Genomic DNA, 18,186 nt, shown 5'->3' with positions numbered 1-18,186 from the left:
GCATGTCAAGGGGGAAAACTATATAGGAATAGTTATTGTTCAGGTGTGCATGACGCACCTGTGGAGTCCAATCCAGGGGCGGTTCTTGTGTGCCCAGTTCTTGAACGCCCAGTTTGCAGCCGGTTCCGCCGCATGATAGACTACGTCCCCGTCGTGGAACTGCATGCCGTGGCTGAAGCCCAACATACCGCGTGTACCGCAGAAAACATGAGACTTTATCGGTTTTCCGGAAATTCGCCAGGTAGGGACACCGCCCTGTCGGCCCAAGTGGCTGCGCTCGTCTTATGCGCCGCTGTGGCCCTCGCCGAGGGCGCCGGCGCCCCTGACGGCGTGCCCCTCGCTACCTTCGAGCACATGGCCATGGGCACCCGTTTCGAGTGCACCCTTGCCCCGCCGCAGCCGGGCATGCAGGTGGAAGAACTCAGCCACCTGGCGGACGAAGCCTTTTCGGTCATCGACACTATCGAAAGGCGCATCAGCAATTGGCGGGCGGACAGCGAGACGGCGCTGGTCAACCGGCGCGCCGCGGAGGAAGCGGTGGCCGTCTCGTCGCCGTTGATTGACCTGCTCCTCGAGGCGAAGCGGATTCACGGGGATACGGGTGCCGCGTTCGACGTGACGGTGGGGCCGCTGCTGGACCTGTGGGGCTTCTACACGCGCGAGGGGCATCTGCCCACGGACGACGAGATCAAGGCCGCCTTGGCCAAGGTCGGCCTGGAAAAAGTCGCCGTGGACGAGCATGCGCAAACGGTCCGCTTCGCCGTGCCGGGCATGCGGCTGGACTTCGGTGGCATCGGCAAGGGACTGGCGCTGGAACGGGCGGCGAACGTGTTGCGCTCGCTGGGCGTGACATCCGCCCTGCTCAATTCCGGCACGAGCACGGTCGAGGCCATTGGCGCGCCGCCGGGCATGGCCGGGTGGACCATTCGCATTCGGAACGCGTATAATAATGAAGGTGAACATATCGCTGAAGTCCGAATAAGCAATGAATCTTTGAGCACTTCGTCCAGCACGGAGAATTTTCTGGAACTGGACGGAAAGAGATATGGTCATATCTTGGACCCGAAGACGGGCTGGCCCGTCTCGGGCCTGTTGAGCGCCACGGTCATCGGACCGGGCGGTATGGAGACGGATGCGTTAAGCACGGCCTTCTTCGTGATGGGGGAAGAGAAAGTGCGCGCCTATTGCGCGGCCCATCCCGAATACCGGGCCATTTTGGTGTTATCGGAAAACGGCACACCCCGGGTGGTGCAAATCAACTTCCCGAGCCAAGAGGAGCAGGAATCATGAGCGAGAGTGTGAGTCGCAGAAACTTCATGAAGGCCGCGGGCGCCACCGCGGGCGTGGCGATCGCCACGGGCTATTCGCCGTTCTCGTACGCCCAGAACGAGAAGGTGCGCGTGGCCTGCATCGGCACGGGCGGCCAGGGGTCATACCACGTGCGCGACGGCATCCTGGGCGTGCCGGAGATGGATATCGCGGCGGTGTGTGACGTGTATAAGCCCCACCAGGAGAACGGGTTCAAGCTGGCTTGGCTGTCCAACGCCGGTATCCTTCTCGAAGCGGGCGACACCGGCCTGACCGCCGCGCAACAGGAACGCTTGGATCGCGCCTATCAGCCGACCCGGTATTTCGACTATCGCGACCTGCTCGCAAAAGAGAAACTGGACGCGGTCGTGATCGCGACGCCGCTGCACACGCACTACCAGATTATCATGGACGCGCTTTCCGCGGGCTGCAACGTCTTCTGCGAGAAGACCATGTGCTACGAGATCGAGCAAGCGCGCGACATCGTGAAGAAGAGCCACGAAACCGGGAAGTTCGTGCAGGTCGGTCATCAGCGCCGGTACAATCCCCTGTACAATCGCGCCGTCAACCTGGCGTGGAACGAGGGGGTCCTCGGCCGCGTGAATCACATTGATTGCCAGTGGCACCGGAACAACGACTGGCGCCGCCCGATTCCCGACCGCCGCCTTTCGCCGCAAGAGGCGAAATTCATTCGCGACCTCGAAAAGCACCTGAATTGGCGCCTGTATGGCGAGAGTTCGCGCGGGCTCATGACCGAACTCGCCACGCACCAGCTCGACATCGCCGCCTGGTTCCTCGATGCCATGCCGACGCGCGTATACGGCTACGGCGGCCTTGATTACTGGCGCGACGGGCGCGAAGTGGACGACAACGTCAATGTGATGTACGAATTCGAGGTTGCCCCCCAGAGCCGGGGGTATTTCGCCATCAATGCCCGCAACGAATACCAGGACAAGCTGCGGATCAACGAGCCTTACACGGTGCGAGTCGTGTACTCGAGCATCACGGCCAACGCCAAGAAGGGCTGCAGCGAACAGATTCAGGGCGACGAAGGCACCTTCGAACTGACCGAGGAAGGAGGCTACTTCTTCCGCGAAGCGACCTCGAAGGTGAAGTGGGCTTCGAGTTCCAGCGCACAGGCTGCTTCGCAGCAGAACGCGACGGTGATCACCTCGGGCGGCACCCTGCAACTGTCGAACAAGGCGCAGCAGCAGGGCGACCCAATCGTCGTGGACAACACCAAGTCAATCGACCAGCTTCAATTCCAGGCGTTCGCGGACAATATCCGTTTCGGCGGCGTGCCGAAAGCCAACGTGATGGTGGGCCTGCGCTCGACTATCCTCGGGCTCTCCGGGTTCATCGCCATGAAAGAACGCCGCGAGGTCGCGATCGACCCCGCCTGGTACACCTTCGATTTCCCGACGCCTGACCCCTCCATGGTCAGCTAAGGTCTCGCATCGATACCCGCCGCGGCGCGGTCACCGGTCGCGCCGCGGTGCATCTCAAACCTCCGCGGAAAGAAAGACGGACGTGTCATGCTAAGGACAACGTTTATCTGCACGGCGCTGGCCCTGCTCGCGCTGCAAGCGACGGCCGCAGACGGCCCGGCGGGCCAGGCGGCGCAAACCGCCATCGAAAACTTCGACAAGTATATCGGGCGGCCGCTCATCTATGAGGACCGCGCCCTGAACGCCGGCCTTGTCCGCACCCTGCCGCTCGCCTGCCCGCCCTTCCACCTGCTCGACGAAGACGGAGAAATCATCGACCCGACCAAGGACGAAGCAGGGCAGCCCGTCGACCCGAAGGTCGTGCAAGGCACGCCCCGGGCCGTCAGCACGCGCAAGACCTGCGGCCAGTGCCACGACTACGAGCGCATCACGCGCGGCTACCATTTCATGATGGGCCGCGACGAGTTGTTTGCGCCGCTTCCGGCGGATGCGGGCACATCTCCGCATCTCAGCCCCGGTTTCTTCGGCAAGTGGCAGCTCCTTTATCAGCGCGAGTTGGCGCCCAAATACTTCAACGACCCGGACGAGGTCGACATGACGCCCTTCGAGTGGGTGGTCAGTTGCGGCGTTTGCCACCCGGGCGGCGGCCCCGCCGAGTACGACCGGGCCGGCCAACGCTATGACACGGCCCTCAAACTGGACCGCGAGCTGGCGCTCCTGGGCGACGGCGACTATCACGAGTCGCCATGGGAACTCACCGGCGCGATGGAGGCGGACTGCTTTATCTGCCATCTCGCGAACTACGAATACTCGGTGCGCGCCCAGCACATCAAGAAACTCAATTTCCGATGGGCCGCCACCGCCGCGGCCGGGTTGGGCTTCGTCTGGGGTTCCGTTGCCGACGGCCAGACACCAAACGTCTATTACAACAAGAGTCTCTTCATGGCCGACGGGCGTGTGCACCTGCCCATTCAACGGCCCGGCGACCGGCAGTGCCTCTTCTGTCATGACATGTCGAGCGTGCAGAAGCGCGGCAGCACCTGGCACCAGCACTACGAATACGACGTGCACACCGAGCAGGGCATGACCTGCCTCAAGTGCCATCCGGGCGACCTGCGGCACAACTTCGCGAAGGGTTCGTCGTCAAGCCAGACGGTCCGCGACGACCTCGACGACACGATGCTGTCGTGCAAGGAATGTCACGAGCAGGGAGTGCTCGGCGCCCCCAATTACCAGCACGAGTGGCTGCCGCATCTGCACCTCGAACGGATCAGTTGCGAAGCGTGCCACATCACCACGAGGCCCTTTGTCGAAACCGGCGTTGTCGACACCGTCGCGGGCGACGTGCGGCAACTGCCCGCCGAGACCGACCCGAACGCCGCCGATGCCTGGTTGTTCGGCGCGATGTGGGGCAGCATGCTCAGCGACGTCGAGGGCAGCCGCGTGACTCCGCTCGCGCGGCAGGCGCTCGTCAGCGCGGCGGACACGACCGTCCCCGCCGAGGCGCCGCTGCGCCAGAACATCCTCGGCCTGTCCGAGGGTGCGTTCCTGGTCCGCGACGAGGTCGCGCGGCTCGGCGGCGTGGAAGCGGAGCCCGCGCGGGCGCTGATGTTGTCCGTGCTGGACGAAGCCCTCTCCGGCAGGGACCCGGCGGAGAACGCCGTGTGCGTGTTTCGAGGGAAAGCCTACCGGATGGAGTTCGGCGCCCTGCGCGAAACGGCGGGCAAGCTGCAGCCCCGCCGGCCCGGCGCGACCATCGCCGCTTCCCCCTTCGTGTTTGCGCGCGCCAAAGGGGACGGCGTCATTCACCCCGAGGGGTATCAACTCGGCGTGTTCTGGGCGGTCATGGACGGCGAAAACGCACGACCGCTCTTCCCCCGTGAAATGAAGGCCGCTTGGGACTTCCTGCATGGCGACGAATACAAATACTACTTGTATCCGGGCCACACCGCCGACGGAGCGCCCTCCCCGGCCATTGACACCGGCATCGGCACGCCCGCGGAAGCCGCCGCCGTACTGGCTGCGCCCGAAGCAACGGAACCTGCCGGCGCGGAAGCGAACACCGCGCCCGTCGCCGTCAGCAGCGACCAGGCACAGCCCGCCGCATCCAGCGAAGCAACCCCCGGAGAGGCCGCAGCGGAACAAGCCGCGCCGCCCGTGCCCATGACCGAGGAAGAGCTGCAGACGGCCATCACGGCCAAGCTCACCGCGTTCAAGCCCGAAGAGCGGCGCTTGCTCGAGGTCTTTGACGACAACAACGACTCGTTCCCCGAGGCGAACACGGACGCGGAGATTGCCGCGATCGCGTGGGCGCTGAAGCAGACCTCGCCGCGCCTCGCCGGCCACGACCTGTTCTACATCAAGGGCGAAACCGCCTATCACGTCGCCGTCGCCGACTGGCAGGACCCCTACGCCGGGACCCCGACCGAAACGGTTTCGGTTGCCGAGGGCGCGCCGTTCCTGCGCGTGGACCGTCAAGAACAGGTGGAAAAGCCCGGCGAAAGCAGCTGGAACGCGCCCCGACTCGTCTGGGAACGCCGCGAAATGCGCGTGGCGCCCGCGCCCGATGTGAAAATCGAAGCATTGGACGCCGCGGCGCACCCTGCAATCGCGCAGCTGGCGCAGCGCCTCTCATGGACCGTTTCCCACGGCGTCGAACCGGCCACCTTGGCTCTGGGCGCGAAAGGCTGCGCCGATTGCCACGCGCCAGACGCGCACTTTTTCTTCGGGCGTATCGCCACCGACCCCTACACCGCAGACGGCACCCCCGCGACCAAGCCCATGTTCGCGGCGCTCGGCTACAACGAGCAGGACCTGCTCATCGGCGCCTGGCGCGAGACGGTGCTGAAGCCGGTCTCGCCCTACGTCGTGCTGGCAGTGCTCGCCTTGATCATCCTCCACTTCGTCATCTTCGGCATCAAGGGCGGCACGCCTCCGGGGCCGCCCGACGTGGTCCGTTTCCGCATCCACGAGCGGCTGAGCCATCTCGTGTCCATGTCCACCGTCGTGTTCCTCGCCGTGACCGGGTTCTGCTTCCTGCTCGGCAAGAACGACCCGCTCGCCCACTGGGCGCGGCCCTGGCACACATACTTCGGCTATGTCGCCTCGGCGGGCGTCGCGGTCATGGCGCTGGTCTGGATCGTCTCAATGCTGCCCGCCCGCGGCGACCTCAAATGGCTGCTCAAGGCCGGGGGCTACCTTGGCGGCGTCAAGGGACACCTGCCCGCCGGGAAATTCAACGCGGGCCAGAAGATACTCTTCTGGATGGTTGTGGCCTCATTCGGCGCGCTCATCGTTACCGGTGTGCTCATGGGACTCAACCGGAACGCCCACTTCGTTGGGCAGGAACTGCTTTACACGGTCCACGACGCGGCCGCCCTCGTCATGATCGTGCTGCTCATGGCGCACATCTACCTGGCGACCGTTGTTGTGCCGCACAGCCTGCGCAGCCTTTTCGGCGGCAAAGTCAGCCACGTCTGGGCGCACGAACACCACGCCAACTGGAAACACCCCCAGCCCGTGGACGCGGAGACCGCGCAACATTGACGGCACAGGCGTCAATTCGATAGAATGTAATCCCTTACGGTGGGCGGTTAGCTCAGCTTGGTTAGAGCGCCACGTTGACATCGTGGAGGTCGCTGGTTCGATCCCAGTATCGCCCACCATTTTACTTTCACTCGAAATTCTCTATCCGTAAAACCTCGGCGGTGTGCGGGTCCATCACAATGGATCGCACATCGCCCTTTATTTACGGGCTTTTCATGATGTGCCGTCCCTGACGCCGCGCCGTTTTCAACGTGCCCCGGCTCACAAATCTTTCCCATCCCGAACCGCGATCCGTCTCTTTTCTCGCGTCTTTTCTCCGTTTCAACGTGTCCGCCCCCTTCGGCGACCCGTTGTTGCGATACAACGACTTACGAACACGGTTTTCGTTTTCCGAGTTGATTTCGCATCGAGTAGGGTTTTCATGCGGAAAATCTATCGGCCCCGCGTGTCTCCGAGATATTCCGCATGAAGAAAGCCCCGCATCCGTTTCACGAACCTTTCCGATACCCGCGGCATTGCAGTCTCGTGGCGGACGACGGCGGCATGCTCCATGTTTTTGAGGGGGTCGGTTCCTGCCTTGCGCAGTACACACGCCCAATCCGGAGCAGTCGCTCGATGCGCGCTTACCGGTACTGGGAACGGTTCACGCACCCGACCGACACGTCCGCCAAAACGACCTTGACCAAGATCGAGTGCATGGGCGGTTCATGAGCGTTTCTCCGGCCAAGAATCGACCTCGAATGGCGATGTGGAAGGGTCAATTCAACATTCTCTTTCGATATTCTTCAACCTGCGAATCGATGTTTTGGCAATAGACGGACTGAAACGCCTTTGCTACTTCTTGCCCCTGGAGAACCCCTGCAAGGAAGAGCTGGAACTTGTCCTCGCCTCGAGACTGAATCAGGTCTTCGATGAAACATGCCATCTCGGAATAGATGAACCACCATTTGTTGGGGAGCGGGAACTCTTTGAACGCGGGGGACGTGCCCCAAAGTCTCGATACGTAATCCAGCGGATTCAGAAAATAGCCTTCACGCATCTTCTCCCGCACTTGGTCCCGTGTGAAATATCCGTCCACGCCACGTTGCCCCGCGTGGTAAACGGCCAGACCCTCCATCAGCCAGTTCGGAGATTCCAGCGGCATCAACCAACGCATGTTTTGATAGAGAATCGAATGTGACATCTCATGCCGCATATAGACGTTAAGATGAATCGTACCCGCCTTTGCATCTTCCTGCGCTCGATGCGATAGGCAGATGCGGCCGTGAATGGGCATCGAACAGGACCGTGCGCGTATGCCTGAAAACCGAGTGTATTCGTTGTCAGACGAACACAGAAGCACATCGAGCCGTTTGGGGAACTTCATGCCATGCGAACGCTCGACGTCTTCGACCCACTGATCAATTTGGTCCAGCGTACTGAGGTCCGCGCCTTTGTGGTAATAGACGCGCGCGCGCGAGAAGTCCTTGTGCTCGAATCCAATGATCCCTGGCATGAACGGCAACAGTCGGCCATGGATGCAGTGGTAGGCGATGAAGCACAAGAGAACGCACAACGGCACCAGCAAGACGAGCAAAGGCTTCACATAGCGTTTGACGAATTTCACAATGTGTGTCCCATCGAATGCACGAGTTTGAGAGTATACGCGTCAAGCCGGGGGCCTTCACAAACTCCTTGAGGGACAACAATCGTTGTGCGACGGGCACCCTCAAACCGTTGCGGATCAACGCTGCGGCAGTCACGATTATTCTTGCGGTCTTCCCCAATCCTCTGAAGCTCGCCACAGTGTCAGTCACGACGGGCTCAGTTGAGGCGACTGCAGAGACGCTGTCGCCATGGCTAAGTGGATCCGCCCGTTGTACGACACTTCAATGTGCCGGTCATGACAGCCTATGCTGGTCATCTGCCCGGCACGAATTTCATCATACGCTGTCAGGCCACATCAGTACAGGGACCTGTTTCGGCCAAGTCATCACAAGACAAAATGATATGTAGAGACTTCCCGAGTCCAGAACGGAATCCTCCGCCAATTATGCGCCCGCCACAGCGGCGACATTCCAGGGGACAAAACGGCTCAAACACTGGGCATTCCGCAAGACTGAGCCCTCAAGCCGGGAACGCGCCAGAGACCGAAAAAACCACTCCGGCGGCAGTCTCTTGTTCCGGATTTGTTCCGGGTGCAGACCCCCGAGAAGACATCGCGGCGGTAATCCGCAGTCTGGACCCTGAATCCCGTCGCCGGCTTGCAGCGGTGCTTGCGCGCGACAACGAGTCCAGGCATGGGCCAGGACCCAGGACCGCTGAAGAACCTCCCCCTGCCACAATGGTAGGGGCGGGTTTGAGACCCTCCCTCGTGACGGGTCTGGTAGGGGCAGGTTTGAGACCCGCGCTCGTGACGGGTCTGGTAGGGGCGGGTTTGAAACCCGCCCCTACTTGTCATTCCTCGTCGCGGCGCGCCAGGCGTTGGAGCATCCCCTTGATGTCGAGCGCGCCGCGAACGGCGACGTAAACCGTAATGGTCGAATACCAGATGACGCAGGCGAGCGTCGCCGCCAGCCAGAACCAGTGATCGAGCATCTTGCATCCCCTTTCACACCGGGGCCGCCGCCCGTGGTTTCATGAGTGAACCCAGCACCATCGCCGTTCCGGCAACCGCATAGGTTGCGATATTGGAGAAGTGCGGACCGACCACCTCTTTGGCGAAGTGCATGGTGCCGGGGATCTGTTCCATGACGAGGAAGGCGCTGGGAACAATGGCGCCAAAGATGATCGCGCCGGCCGCCCCCCAGCTGTTCGCGCGTTTCCAATAGCAGCACGCAATCAGCAGAACCGACATGCTCGACATGTAGATATTGGCCGTCACGGTCAGGTAATCCCACAGGTTGCCGCGCAGCGGATACCACAGACCGTAGAACAACAGAAAGACCCCGATCAGGGCGACAATCGCCCGGCTGACCAGGAGCCCGCGCCTCTCGGACCACCGGCCCTTGTGAAACGGGGCCAGAATGTCGTTGTAGATCACGCTTGACCACGTGAGCATATACGAGGAATCCGTGGACATGTCAGCGGCCAGCATGGCCGCGATCAGGATGCCCATCAGACCCATGGGCACGACCTGGCTCAGGAGCCTGGGCATGGCCAGCAGCGTGTTACCGTCCAGTTCTTCGGGTTTGAGCACGGCAAGCGCCGCTATGCCCCACAATACGGGAATGAGCCAGCGGCACAGGAAGAAGAAACTGGTCCGAGTATAGACTTGGCGACCCGTCCTGGTATCTTTGGCCGCGAGCAACCGCTGAATGGTCGTTTGCCATGTCAGCACCATCGCCAGACTCAGCATGGCGTTGGACACCACGTATTCCCAGCCCATCTTCGGGTGGACAAACGGATTGAATCCGCCTGCGCCATAGTGCTCCTCAACCGTCGCGGTAAGCCTGCCCCAGCCCACATTTGCCAGGATGAGCAGCGTGACGGCCAGGAGCCCCACGCTCATGACGACAAACTGGAGGAAATCCGTGACGAGCACCGACAACATGCCTCCGAGCACGGTGTAAACGGCGACGGAGACCAGTATGGCGGTCATTGTGATTTCGAGGTACTTGGGGTCAAGCCCGCAGACCGCCACCAGGAAATCGCCGCCCGTCCTGAGAAACACCCCCATGTTCAGCAAGCCGCCCAGCACTATGACAACCCCGCTCAACCATCGGATACGCGGCCCGAATCTCAGTTCGAACAATTCGGGAATGGTCATGACGCCCGCGTCGCGCAGCGGCTTGACACAGAACCCCGTGTAGCCGACGAAAAACATGGCCAGGCATGCGAGCACACCCGGCGTGGCGCCCGCGAAGCCCTTGTCAAACCCATTCTGGGCCGTGTACATGCACGTGACGATGCCGAACTCGGTGGCCGCCAGCGACGCGATGCCGAGGTAAAGCTTCATCTCACGTCCCGCAATCAGGAAGTGCTCCACCTTGCCCACGTATTTGCGCACCGCGATGCCCGCAATCATTGTGGCAACCAGGTAAAGGCCAACGATACTGCCGTCTAACCATGTGAAATGCGTCATAAGCAGGCCCGGCTTCTTTCCGCTCCGCTACGCTGTTGTCCCACGTTTCCCCTGGAGAAACACGACGCGCAACACCAAACCACAACATCGTATACGCCCCCTGAGGCGTCGAGCAAGCGGGTCCCGCGTTTTCAGGTCGAAAGTCACTGTGGGCAGAAACGGGAGGAGCGGTCAAGAAGTCTGGCAATTTGCCGGAGGCTCCCCGCAGCTGGATTTCCGCCTGTGGCAGGGGCGAGGCATGCCCCGCCCCTGCAACTCTCACCGCTTGGCAACGTGATTGGCTTCCGGAGCGGATACGTGATTCGTCCTGAAACCGCTTGAGCGGCCGGCGGAATCTACGAGCGCACGGATTCAGAACCTGGGCGGGCTGTATACCCGCCGGGGAAAGCCCGCCCGGCCCGTTCGAGAATGCCTTCACCCCGGATGTGCTCGCTCGCTACTTGCACAGGTTTTGGGATAGCCTATAGGCCGTTGACGCGGCCGCGGCACGTGCAACTGTTGCGGGATATGCCGTACCGCTGCTTCGACGCCGTGGCGCCGGGTGCGCGGGGTTACGCGGCGAATGGGTCGCGCAGTGAAGGAGACAGGCCATGCAGTTGATTCCCAGAGAAGAGTTTGTGGAGAGGATGAAGAAGTTTCAGCGGAACATTCGCGCGGCGGGGTTGGATGCCGCGCTCGTGCACTCCAACGAGGCAGACTTTGCGAATGTCCGGTATCTGACCGAGTATTGGCCTACATTCGAGTCGGCAGGCGTATTCGTCCCGGCGAAGGGCGCGCCCATGCTGATCATCGGACCCGAAAGCGAAGCCTACGCCTTGGGGCGCAGCGTTGTCCGGAACATCGCGAAGATGGTCGAATATCGCGAGTCCGCCGACCCCGAATATCCGGGCATTGCCGTGGCCGATTACGCGCATGTGGCAAAGGCCGTCATGGGCGGGCGCCCGCTCCAGAGGCTCGGCCTTGTTGGTTTCTCTATCATGCCGCTTCCTGTCTATTTCAGCCTGAAACGGGAGCTGCCCGGTGTCGAACTGGTCAAGGCCGACGACACCCTGGTCAGTCTCCGCACGGTTAAGAGCGCGAACGAAATCCGATTGATGAAGAAGGCGTACCAGATCAGCGAACAGGCTATCGACGCGATTCTGGGCGAGATGCGGCCCGGCATGACCGAACTGCAAGTCGTCGGCATCGCACAACGCGAGATTTACAGGCTCGGCGGCGAATACGAAGGCCACGCTCTGTACACGTTCTGCGGCCCCGGCACGAAGCACGCCATTTCGCGCCCCACGCACAATAAGATCAAGCGCAACGAACTCATCCAGCTCAATATTGGCGCGCGCGTCGGGGGGTATTCGTCCAGTGTCGGGTTGCCCTGCTCCATTGGCAAGCTGCCCCCGCGCAAGAAGCGGCTCGTGGAGTTCGGGCTTGAAGCGCACATGAAGACCTTCGAACTCATGCGTGGCGGCAAGCCCGCTGCCGGCATCGTGCGCGAATACGAAGCATTCGTCGAGTGCCGGGGGTTCAAGCAGCACATGCTCTACGGGCCCTGTCACGGCATCGGTATGATGGAAGTCGAGCGCCCGTGGCTTGAGTCCACTTCCACCTACGCGCTCCAGGAGAACATGACGTTCCAGGTAGATACTTTCTTCCAGGACAAGGACTTTGGCCTGCGTTGGGAAAACGGGGTGCGCGTGACCCGGACCGGCATCGAAAAGCTGTCGAAGAAGTTCATGCGGCTCGTCGAACTCTGAACGGCAGAAGACAACGCGAGAATCATTGTCTTTTGCCCCTCATCCATTTTGGGCGACAGGCATCGGAAGCCCGGGTAATCGTCTTTCAGAATTCGAGACTTTTCAGCGCCTGAAAGTAGAGCCAGTGGCCAAAATCGTTGGGATGGTTGATGTTGTTGCCGAGAAGGCTTGACAGGTCCTTGCGGGCGAGCACTTTCTGCCATACGCCCCACACGTCGGCATACGCGCAACCGGCCTGCCCGGCAGCAAGGCGCGTCGCCTCAGCATAGAGTTCCATGCGGTGGGAGCCGAATTTCCAGTCCGGGTTGGGCGGAAACGCGGAGAACAGGACCACTTCCGCGCCTGTATGCTCCCGCACCAGCGATATGATGGTTTTCAGGTTTTCCGCGAATTGTTCCGGCGTGGGCCCGTTGATGTTGTGGTCGTTCATGCCAAAGCCGATGAGCACGAGGTCGGGCGCGCGATCCAGCACCTTTTCACGCAGCCGCGCGAGTCCCTGGACGGTGCTGTCGCCGCCGGTCGCGCCGTTTTCGACCGTGATCCGGGCCCGCGCAAAACGCTCGCGCAGATACTGCGCCCACCGCTCCTGGAACTGGAGATGCAGGCTGGTAGCGTCGCCGCCCGCGGTGATGCTGTCGCCGTACGCCACAATCTTGAACGGTCCGCCGTTCCGGAGTTTTTCCGCCGTCTTCGGAAGAAGCGCCGACTGGTCCGTCGGCGCGCACAGCGGGAACGGCGCGCGCGTTTCGTAGTCAACAAAGACAAAGAAGCCGCCATTTCCAAAACCTGGAGACTGGTTATGGTCGAATCCCTGCCGCCCGTACAGCATGTTCGTGCTGAAGTCGGGGATGCGCGAGCCGGGCGTGCGCGCGACGGTGCCCGCCCCATAATCGACCACGTAATCAATACCGGGTTCATAAACTACCGTATGCGCGAGCCCCGGTTCATATGTGCTGCGCACCGTGACGGCGCCTTCCACCAGCGCGTCGTAACACAACCGGCCCGGCTCGGTCTTCACCAGCACCAGACTCTCGCCGGTCATCCTCGCAGCCAGGGCGTTATGCGTTTCCTCGGCCGCTGGTTCTTGGCTTTCCTCTTCTGCCGCGGCGTCCGGGTGAAGAACCCCGGACGAGCCGATCGCGGTCATCATGGCAAGAAGGAATGAAGCATTCGCGAAGGTTCGCGCACGCCACACGGACCGTCGGACATCATTGCTCATCAGCGTCACTCCCCGGTTTCCTCTTGTTGTTTGACTTCGAACCCTTGCGCACCGGCGCAACCGCCGGACGAGACACACCCCGCCGGAAAGAGCGCCGGGAATCAACCTGACCTTTTCCTTCCACGCAAAGTCGCGACTCCCACTTTGGATGCGGCGTCGGGTAGAATCGGCCGCAGCTTACACCAACCCGAACGCGGCGCGCATTTCAGCAGGACGTTTGGAAAGGATGGCAATGAAGAGGCAACCGGCGGGACGCTGTTCGCGGAGGCAATTCCTCGTGGCGGGGCTGGGCGCGGCGGCGGCGTGGAACGGGCTTCCCACACGGGGGGAACAACCGCGCCACGGGCAGGCAGCCGCGGGCCGGAACGTGAATGAGCGGCTGCAAGTGGCGGTAATTGGCTGCGGTCAGCGGGGTCAGGCACTGCTCGACATAATCGCGCGAGGCGCCATACCAGGCGCCATGGCGATTTGCGCATGCGACGCCTGGGCGCCGCACCGTGCGCGCGCCGCGGCCCGATACGGCGTGCGCGCCTGCGCGGACTGGCGCGAGGCCGTCGCGCGTGAAGATATCGACGCGGTGATGATCGCGACGCCGGACCATTGTCACGCGGAAGCGGCCGTGGCGGCCCTCGACGCGGGCAAACACGTCTATTGCGAATCACCCATGACGCGCACCGCGGATGAAGCGCGGGCCTTGCACGCAGCGTGGCGCCGCTCCTCGCGGCCGGTCCAAATCGGCGTGACGGAACTCTCGCAACCGGGTTGGCGCAAGGCTTGCGACATCGTGCAGCGCGGCGATCTCGGCCCTGTCGCGTGGTGCCAGGCCGCCGCCAACGTTGAGGCGGCACCGGCGCGCGGCTCCGCGCCGCGGTGGCAGCGCTGGCTTGCCTGGGGCAACGGTCCCGCGTTGCGGTGTCAGTTCCGGCAAATGGCTGGATTTCTCTCGGTGCTTCCCTCAGCGGACCCGGTGCGCGTGTCGGCGGCCGGCGGGTGCGCGGCCGACGGCCCAGGGGATGCTCCCGACCAGATGATGACCACCGTTGCGTACGAATGCGGCACGACGGTCACGCTCACCTCAGGCATAGAGCGCCCGCAGGAGGCTTGCGCAATCCTGCGCGGAGACCGGCGCGCTTTGTTCGTATGCGGGCAAGACGCCATACTGCTTCCGCGGGGCGCGCCCCTTCCCAAGGCCGTTCCTCCGGCGGAAACACACACGGAAGAAGAAGCGCTGAAGGCTCACGTCCGCGATTGGAGTGACGCAATTGCGAGCGGCCGCCCCTGCCGCTGTTCTCCGGAAATTGCGCTGCACGCTCAGCGGATCATCGGCGCGGCTCTCGAAGCCTGGCGTTGCGCCCGGTCCGTCGAATTCCGCCAGGTGCTCCACACGTGACCCCTGACGCGGCACTTTGTCGCCGCGCCATGGGTTGTTCCTCGCATCTTGGCGCGCAGAGCCGCGGGATTCAGGGCGCGGCCCTGTTCCTGCCGGCACCGGAGCCGAAGTGAGGCGGCCGGCGCGGGTAGCAGGTCGCCACCCGGTGGCCATGCTCGCGCACGCGGGCTGTTTGCAGGTATTCACCTCTATTTGCTATGATCGCTTTTCCGTGCGTGCCGGCCTTGGCGCACTCTCCACGTTATTCGCCGTGGGTTGGTGTGTGCGGCCCGCAAGTGTACAGCAAGATCCTTCTATAGAAAGACTTGGACCGTGACGGAACGTACGTTTGTAATGGTGAAGCCCGATGGCGTCGGGCGCCGGTTGATTGGCGAATGCGTCCGCCGCTTTGAGCAGCGCGGCCTAAAGCTGGCCGGGTTGAAGATGCGGATTATCGACGAAGCAACCGCGAAGGCGCATTACGCGGAACACGCGGACAAGGCCTTTTTTGGCAGCCTGGTGACATTCATCACGTCCGGCCCGACCGTGCAGATGGTCTGGGAAGGGCCAGACGCGGTGGCGCAGGTGCGCAAGATGAACGGCGCGACAAATTGCCAGAAGGCGGACGTGGGCACGATTCGCGGCGACCTTGGCCTGAGCATGCAGTGCAATATCATCCATGCGTCGGATTCGCCGGAGACGGCGGCGCGCGAGATCGCTTTGTATTTCAAGCCTGAGGAGTTGTTAACGTACACGATGCCCGACGAGCAGTGGCTGCGTTGAAACGTGGCGCGCGGGTGCGAGGAGGACCAGAAGTTGGCCGGCGGAAGAAAAGTTCGCAAAGCGAAGATCAACAAACACAAGCGGAAAAAGAAACGGCGCCAGAACCGTCATAAGAACAAATAGTCCAATCAGCGCCGCGGCCGCGCGCCGAATGGCGCCGGCAGGCTATGGCCAAAGCCAGAGGCATGGCGTGGGCGCCGGGACGGCGCGGCTGCGGAAAGGGAGGCTCGGCGCATGCCGGAAGAAAGCCCGAAAATCATCGTTGATGAGAGTTGGAAAGCGCGGGTCCAGCGGGAAAGAGAAGAGACCAAGGCGCCCGCGGACGCGCCAACGCCGGGCGACGAACCGCCTGGCGCGCCGGAGGGCCCGTCCTTTGACGCCCTCGTCTCGGGCCTCGCCATGCAGGCGATGCTGGCGCTGGGCTTCATTGCCCCGCGGGACGCGGAGCAGGTGGTAATTGACCTGAACGAGGCCAAGTACACGATCGACCTGATGCTGGTTCTTCGTGACAAGACGAAAGGCAACCTGACTCCGCAGGAATCGGGGCGGCTGACGACGACGATAGCCGAATTGCAGCAGGGTTATGTGGCGCGGGTCCAGCAGGTGCAGGAAAGCGCCATGCAGCGCGCCGGCGTGGACCCCCACGAACTCCGCAGACCGTGATTCGCGATATCAGTGCCATTCAAGACCCCGGCCGCAGCGGCGGGACCCGATGCTGCCGGGGTTTGTGTTTGTCCTGGCGCGCCGGCGGTTCCGCCGCGGTTGACTGGGGGCCGCGCGAACCGTAGACTGGCGGCGAGGAGGCGCGCCCCATGGCGATGAGGGAATGGTCGAAACCGCCCGGTGTTGCGTGATGGCGGGAGGAGAGGAGCGTATGTACCTCGCGCGAGTATGGTGTTTAGCGTTCTTGTTTTCGGCCGCCGGCTTGAGCATGGCCATAGCCCAGACCGTGGAAGAGGCGCAGCCCGCGGAAACGGGCGCTTCGGTTGCGGATGCAGCCGCGGCGGCAGACGCGGCAGACGCGGCAGCGGACAAGCCGCAACTGGGGTTGCGCTACGACGCGGTCTTTCGTGAGGCGGATGAAACGATCAGCCGTCAAATCGACGCGGACCTGATCGACCTGGACGCCTTGCGGGAGGCCATCGAGTCGAGCCTGAACCTCACGGAAATCCGCCTGAGCCTGAACGACTGTATCCTGCTGGCGCTCGACCGCAATCCCGATATCCTGCTGGCGGAATTTGAGCCGCGCAAGCTGGATGGGGACCTCTTGACCGCGCGCGGCGAATTTGACCCGGTATTCAATACGGACATTCTCTACAACGAAAGTTCGACGGTAGCCTCGCAGCAGTTGATTGTCTTTGGCGGCATTTCCAGTATCGAATCGTACACTACGACGATGGAAGCCGGGGTGGGGGGCAAGCTGCACACGGGCGCCATGTACAGCCTGTCGCTAGCCATGAATGACGACGAGAGCACGTTCGGCAAGTTCATCGAAGAGTGGGACGGGCTGCTGACGCTGAGTCTGACGCAACCCATCCTGCGCGGGTTCGGTCCCACCGTCAACAAGGTACGCATCAAGCAGGCGCACAATGCGCGTATTGCCGCCGAGGCGCAACTCAAGGCCACGGTGATGAATACGGCGGCGAGCGTGGTCAAAGCCTACTGGGACCTGGTGGGCGCGATCGAGAGCGTGACCGTCCGCCAGGAATCGCTGGAGAACGCGGAGCGCCTTCTGCATATCAATGAGACACGCCGCCAAATCGGCACGGCCGCCGATATTGATGTGCTCCAGGCGAAGGCGGGCGTGGCCACGCGCCAGAGTGAATTGATCGCGGCCCGCGCCGCCGTCGGCCACGCCGAGGACGCGCTCAAGCAACTGCTCGATATCCGCGACGGAGACCTCTTTTCCAGCGCCCGCATCATTCCGACGGACCGGCCCGGTTTTGCACCGGCGACCTGGATGGAGCCGGGGAATCTCGAGGCGCAGGTGCAGTTGAGCGTGGAACGGGCCCTGCGCAACCGTCCCGAATTGCAGGCATCGCAAATCGAGATCGAGAACGCGGAACTCGAAGAAATGCGCACGCGCAACCAGATGCTGCCGCAACTTGACATCGTCGGCGCGTACGGACAGGGCGGCCGCGACCACAAGCCGCGCCAAGTGTTCTACGGGATGCGCCAGGGCGAAGTGGATACCATGAGCGTTGGCATTCAGGGCTCGATTCCTCTGGGCAACCGCGCGGCGCGGGGACAACACCTGCGCGCGCAACTGGGCCGCGAACAGGCGGAGCAGCGGTTCGAGAACGTGCGCCAGGGGCTCATGGTCAACGTGCACGTGGCCATGCGCAACGTTTTCGCGAATCAGACGCTGGTCGAAAGCACCCGCCAAGCCCGCGAATTCCAGGAAGTCAACGTGATCGCGGAAGAAAAGCGGCTGCGCCTCGGCGTAACGACCAGTTATCAGGTGCTCCTGGTCCAGCAGGACCTTACACTTGCCCAGACCCAGGAATTGCAGTCGCTCATCAATTATCAGAAGGCGTTGGTTGACCTGCAACTGGCGGAGGGCACCATCCTCGACAATCTGGGCGTCGTTTTCGAGCCGCCGGATGCCGCGAAGCCGGTTGGCTTCATCGACGCGGTCACCCCGCGCTGGGACTGGTAGACCGCAGCCACTAACGCAGGAGCGGCGTCCCCGCCGCTTGCCG

General features: G+C 62.6%; 13 protein-coding genes and 1 tRNA gene. 10 read left to right on the top strand and 4 right to left on the bottom strand.

The genetic code is table 11. The features are described from left to right. Window positions 1-207: 207 nt before the first annotated feature. From KA184_11735 to KA184_11715, 5 genes are all read left to right on the top strand, one after another. Window positions 208-1,290, top strand: a complete 1,083-nt coding sequence (locus tag KA184_11735; GenBank protein MBP8130239.1) for an FAD:protein FMN transferase — start codon at window positions 208-210, stop codon at window positions 1,288-1,290. Then, a complete protein-coding gene (locus tag KA184_11730) occupies window positions 1,287-2,756 on the top strand; it encodes a Gfo/Idh/MocA family oxidoreductase (protein ID MBP8130238.1) in 1,470 nt (489 codons plus the stop codon). Before KA184_11735 ends, KA184_11730 begins: the two co-directional genes overlap by 4 nt. Window positions 2,757-2,843: 87 nt before the next feature. Continuing rightward, the gene (locus KA184_11725) at window positions 2,844-6,302 is read left to right on the top strand and encodes a formate dehydrogenase subunit gamma (protein MBP8130237.1); all 3,459 of its coding nucleotides are present in this window, start codon (window positions 2,844-2,846) and stop codon (window positions 6,300-6,302) included. 41 nt (window positions 6,303-6,343) lie between these two features. Further along, a tRNA-Val gene (locus KA184_11720) sits at window positions 6,344-6,421 on the top strand. A gap of 346 nt (window positions 6,422-6,767) precedes the next feature. Next, a complete protein-coding gene (locus KA184_11715) occupies window positions 6,768-7,013 on the top strand; it encodes a hypothetical protein (GenBank protein ID MBP8130236.1) in 246 nt (81 codons plus the stop codon). Between the two features lie 46 nt (window positions 7,014-7,059). Here the strand turns inward: KA184_11715 and KA184_11710 are convergent, their stop codons facing one another. From KA184_11710 to KA184_11700, 3 genes are all read right to left on the bottom strand, one after another. Beyond that, window positions 7,060-7,908: a hypothetical protein gene (locus KA184_11710; protein ID MBP8130235.1), complete on the bottom strand. Its 849-nt coding sequence runs from the start codon at window positions 7,906-7,908 to the stop codon at window positions 7,060-7,062. An 830-nt stretch (window positions 7,909-8,738) separates the two neighbouring features. Continuing rightward, the gene (locus KA184_11705) at window positions 8,739-8,879 is read right to left on the bottom strand and encodes a hypothetical protein (GenBank protein MBP8130234.1); all 141 of its coding nucleotides are present in this window, start codon (window positions 8,877-8,879) and stop codon (window positions 8,739-8,741) included. 13 nt (window positions 8,880-8,892) lie between these two features. Further along, window positions 8,893-10,365: a sodium:solute symporter family protein gene (locus tag KA184_11700; GenBank protein MBP8130233.1), complete on the bottom strand. Its 1,473-nt coding sequence runs from the start codon at window positions 10,363-10,365 to the stop codon at window positions 8,893-8,895. A 590-nt stretch (window positions 10,366-10,955) separates the two neighbouring features. Here KA184_11700 and KA184_11695 point away from each other — a divergent pair. After that, on the top strand, window positions 10,956-12,113 hold the full coding sequence (locus KA184_11695; protein MBP8130232.1) for an aminopeptidase P family protein: 1,158 nt from the start codon (window positions 10,956-10,958) through the stop codon (window positions 12,111-12,113). Between the two features lie 85 nt (window positions 12,114-12,198). On the opposite strand, the gene KA184_11690 is transcribed toward KA184_11695, so the two are convergent. Next, complete coding sequence (locus KA184_11690) at window positions 12,199-13,332, bottom strand: SGNH/GDSL hydrolase family protein (GenBank protein ID MBP8130231.1); 1,134 nt, start codon at window positions 13,330-13,332, stop codon at window positions 12,199-12,201. 232 nt (window positions 13,333-13,564) lie between these two features. Between KA184_11690 and KA184_11685 the strand changes: the two genes are divergently transcribed. From KA184_11685 to KA184_11670, 4 genes are all read left to right on the top strand, one after another. Continuing rightward, a complete protein-coding gene (locus tag KA184_11685; protein MBP8130230.1) occupies window positions 13,565-14,722 on the top strand; it encodes a Gfo/Idh/MocA family oxidoreductase in 1,158 nt (385 codons plus the stop codon). Between the two features lie 312 nt (window positions 14,723-15,034). After that, window positions 15,035-15,484: a nucleoside-diphosphate kinase gene (gene ndk, locus KA184_11680; protein ID MBP8130229.1), complete on the top strand. Its 450-nt coding sequence runs from the start codon at window positions 15,035-15,037 to the stop codon at window positions 15,482-15,484. A gap of 234 nt (window positions 15,485-15,718) precedes the next feature. After that, window positions 15,719-16,147, top strand: coding sequence for a DUF1844 domain-containing protein (locus KA184_11675; GenBank protein MBP8130228.1), 429 nt, complete (start codon window positions 15,719-15,721; stop codon window positions 16,145-16,147). Between the two features lie 211 nt (window positions 16,148-16,358). After that, complete coding sequence (locus tag KA184_11670; protein ID MBP8130227.1) at window positions 16,359-18,143, top strand: TolC family protein; 1,785 nt, start codon at window positions 16,359-16,361, stop codon at window positions 18,141-18,143. The last annotated feature ends 43 nt before the right edge of the window (window positions 18,144-18,186 follow it).

This window comes from Candidatus Hydrogenedentota bacterium, from assembly GCA_018005585.1.
GTDB lineage: Bacteria > Hydrogenedentota > Hydrogenedentia > Hydrogenedentales > JAGMZX01 > JAGMZX01.
The sequence above is the reverse complement of the archived record's forward strand: the minus strand, read 5'-3'. Positions and strand labels throughout refer to the sequence as shown.